The 3,858-nt window shown below is 38.6% G+C and carries 4 protein-coding genes; all 4 read left to right on the top strand.

Annotated features, from left to right (window positions below):
- Positions 1-395: 395 nt before the first annotated feature.
- The 4 genes from EOPP23_RS21185 to EOPP23_RS21170 all read left to right on the top strand — a co-directional run bounded on the left by EOPP23_RS21185 (position 396) and on the right by EOPP23_RS21170 (position 3,758).
- Entirely contained in the window at positions 396-785 is a 390-nt protein-coding gene (locus tag EOPP23_RS21185) for a putative quinol monooxygenase (protein WP_228550833.1), read from the top strand.
- A gap of 96 nt (positions 786-881) precedes the next feature.
- A complete protein-coding gene (locus EOPP23_RS21180) occupies positions 882-1,181 on the top strand; it encodes a hypothetical protein (protein ID WP_153767995.1) in 300 nt (99 codons plus the stop codon).
- 428 nt (positions 1,182-1,609) lie between these two features.
- On the top strand, positions 1,610-2,173 hold the full coding sequence (locus EOPP23_RS21175; RefSeq protein WP_153767994.1) for a GNAT family N-acetyltransferase: 564 nt from the start codon (positions 1,610-1,612) through the stop codon (positions 2,171-2,173).
- A gap of 538 nt (positions 2,174-2,711) precedes the next feature.
- A complete protein-coding gene (locus EOPP23_RS21170) occupies positions 2,712-3,758 on the top strand; it encodes a hypothetical protein (RefSeq protein WP_153767993.1) in 1,047 nt (348 codons plus the stop codon).
- The last annotated feature ends 100 nt before the right edge of the window (positions 3,759-3,858 follow it).

Genomic DNA, 3,858 nt, shown 5'->3' with positions numbered 1-3,858 from the left:
CCTAAAATCCATCGAGCTATTGCATAAGGCCTTCAGTAGGCCAACTGAAGGTGGGTCTCTTTTTACCCGTTTTCAAGAATAAGAATTAACCATACAAGCAATTCCAGCTGACGCCTACGGCGCAGCTGAATTGGGCGTTACACGTCTCAATAATTAAATCGGTATTGCCAGTTCGGCTCTAAACATGATCTCAGCACTCAAAAGAATTATTCATATAGTTGCTATTACTTTTTTTCTATATAGCTTCATCGATGGTGTATTTGTCTCGGGAAAGGTTAGATTAAAAAATATTGAGTATTCATGGAACGATGAACCGATTTCTTACTCAGTTGTTGTTGCATTTTATGCTCTGTTAATCGCTATGATTGTTTTTTTACGCCCTAAGCGCGAAAAAAATGGCAAAGAAAGAAGTCATGTATACAAGTTACTTTCCATTCAAAAAATCAGAAATAAGATGTACGCAAAAAAAAGTAAACCACTTGTTATACGCTTTAAGGAATATTGTGAAAAAAGTTATTCTTGAAGGTCATATCATCGTATCAAACGAAGATTTACCAATAATTCTCAAAGAGTTACCGGTTCATATTCAAAATACAAAAGCGGAAAATGGCTGTCTTATTTTTATGGTACAGCAGCAAGAACATAATCCGAACAAGCTTACTGTTTATGAAGAGTTTATTGATATGGAGGCATTTGAGTTACATCAGATTCGAGTAAAAAGCTCACAATGGGGTAGGGTTACAATTAACGTTGAGCGTCACTACCACATAACTGAAGTAGCATAGGCATTTGTGCAAATCAACGTGTAACAAGTGGTTCAATGGGACTGCCGCCTGCGGCGCCAGCCCCTTAACCAAGCGTTATGCCTCTTGAGGAACCTGATGTTTCAAGAACCTTGGTCATGCATCGAAGACTATCCTTTTCAACTCAAACTGGCTTTAGAATTGGAGTTGAAAAAAGAGTTGATTCCAGTGCACGCTCTGTATGAAATATCATTTGAAGTATTAGCTAAACGTGAAGATCAAGATGATATCCTTATTTCAACAGAGAGTGGATTTTATATAGTTCATTTAACTTGGTCAGGTAGGGCAGAAGCTATGCCTTTCCCATGTTTTCAATACCATAGAGATCTAGAATCCTTAAATAAACAACTTTCTATAGATATGGAGCTTTACTCATAAATAGTTCTTTTTATCTAAAAATATGGCTTGTTGCATTTTTTGTCACGATGACCCTATACGTATTAGGAGTTAGTAGAGTTCTTGCAGATTTTCAACTATCTGTAGTTTCTGGAATTGCAGCCATAGTATATTTTGTTGGCATTTTTAACCTTCAGTTCAAATACACAAGAGAAAAAAAGCACTTATTAAGAGCTTGTGTAGTTTGCTGCATATTCATTTCTACAGTGACATTTACAATCCTATTTTCACAAGAACTAGCTAGCCCTTTAGCTATCTTCTGTTGGTTTTGGGCAGCAATAGAGCCAACAGCAAAAAATCAGTCCGAGGCATAACAAGTGGTTCAATGGGACTGCCGCCTGCGGCGCCAGCCCCTTAACCAAGCGTTACACGGCTGAATCAAACTTCGAGTAATCTTAACGTTAAGCCAAATGTCAGAAATAATAGAAATTGAAACTAAACGGTTATTTCTCCGTCAATGGAAAGAAAGTGATTTTGAACTTTTTGCCGTCATGAATTCAGATGAAAAAGTCATGGAATTTTTCCCAGCTCCTCTGAGTAGATCTGAGAGTGATGAGAGAGCAATTATTTGCCAAACACTCATCGCTGAGAAAGGTTGGGGATTCTGGGCTCTTGAAGAAAAGTCTTCTGGTCGGTTTATTGGCTTTACGGGTTTGCACACACCAAGCGATGATTTACCATTTTCTCCCTGTGTTGAGATAGGTTGGCGATTAAGCCCAGATTACTGGGGCAAAGGGTTTGTAACAGAAGCAGCGAAAGCTTCTCTCAATGTAGCTTTCACACAATTAAAACTCGATGAAATCGTTTCCTTTACAGTTAAAGATAATTTTCGCTCATTAGCTGTGATGGAAAGGCTAGGTATGTCCAAACAACCATCGAATTTTGATCATCCTGCGTTACCTGAAGGCCACAAACTCAGAAAACACAGTTGGTACAAAATAAAACAATCACAGTGGTCAGCAAGCGCCGTGTAACAAGAGCTTCAAATGGGACGCCTACGGCGCCCCTTAAGCAGGCGTTAGCTGCTTGCAACATATTTTGGCTTTTGTCTGAAAATTTAAAGTAAAAGGCAAGTTGGCTTTTGTTCCGTGTAAATGGTTGGTTCTCAACTTCGCTCATTTCAAAGAGTTCTTGCTTCTGTAAAGTTGGTCGCAGTTCTCAGCAATCTATGTCGGTTAGTTTTTACCTGTCAGCTTTAAGCGCTGCGGTGTATCGCAGGGCATGACAGCGTTAATGAGTCACAGGTTGGTAAAGTCAGGTTTGCTAATGTCTTCTGGTTAACCCAGTCATTACAAAGTCACAGGTTTCTGGTTCAGCAGTTTGTTTGCCACTCTATGCGGGTTGGTTCAACTGTTGAGTATTCATCGCGGGTTTTTGTGTTGTTGGCAGGTTGTAAAACGTTAAAGCCCGAGCCTTAATAAACATTGCCCAAACGGCAAGGCAGCAGCTAACAAGTGGTTCAATGGGACTGCCGCCTGCGGCGCCAGCCCCTTAACCAAGCGTTAGCTCACTATGGAATATCCAGCATTAATGAACCTATTCGAGCCAGTTGTTGATGTTAAAAAGCAACATAAAAATTTTGTATCTATCCTCAAAAAGTCTAAAGAAGCTGATCGCCAAGAGTTATTAAGGTGGTGCGAAGGTTTCCCTGACCGTGACAAGAAATTAGTTATAGAATTTCAAACCACTTTCAATTCAAGCTTTTGGGAAATATACCTTTATGCTGTGTTTAGTGAAATTAATCTTCAAATGGACTGGAAGCATCCTACACCTGATTTCATTGTCAAATATAATGATAGAAAAATTGTTATCGAAGCCACGATAGCTGCAGCCGCATCGGGTAAAACACCAGAATGGGAAAAGGATTTATCAAAAGCCCCTCCTACTAGATTTAAAAAGATGAATATAGAATCAATTATTCGTCTCTCAAATTCAATAAATTCCAAGTGTCGAAAGTATAATGAAAAATACTCAAAATTAGAGCATGTTCGATCTAACCCTTTTGTAATTGCTGTAGCTCCATTTGAACAGCCACATTTCAATTTACAGTGCGAAACTCCAATAATGGCACTGTTATACGACTTTTATGTCGATGAAGATGAATATAATGATAATCCGCATCTATATCCTAATGGACCACCTGATGTAAGTTTAGGTTTTGTGGAAAAAGAAAATGGATCTGAAATTGAATTGGGGATATTTGAGAATAACAGCCACTCTGAAATAAGTGCAATCATACTAAGCACTACAGCTACTTGGGGTAAAGTTGAAAGCATGTCAAGCTTTGCTGGAGTTCGATTTATCAATACAGTGTGGTGGTCTGAATCAGATAAAGAGCCTTTATACAAAAGCTCAACCACTGATAATGTAGAAGAGAATGTCAGAGATGGTCTGTTTGTTTTTCATAATCCGTATGCTAAGAGACCACTTGATCCTGAAATGTTCAATCATGAAGGGATTACTCAGGTATTTGTTGATCCCAAGACTAAACAAATTACGAAAAAAAGAAATGGCTTATTTCTAATGCATAGGCAATCAATGAACATTGGAGTAAAGTGAGCTAACAAGTGACTGTGGCCTATAGTCAAGTTTTCAGGTGATATTTTCTCCCCAACATGTCCCGTTTTTCAGCATAGTATTCAGGATGACAATCATCTTA

Source organism: Endozoicomonas sp. OPT23 (genome assembly GCF_009653635.1).
Taxonomy (GTDB): Bacteria; Pseudomonadota; Gammaproteobacteria; order Pseudomonadales; family Endozoicomonadaceae; genus Endozoicomonas_A.
The sequence above is the reverse complement of the archived record's forward strand: the minus strand, read 5'-3'. Positions and strand labels throughout refer to the sequence as shown.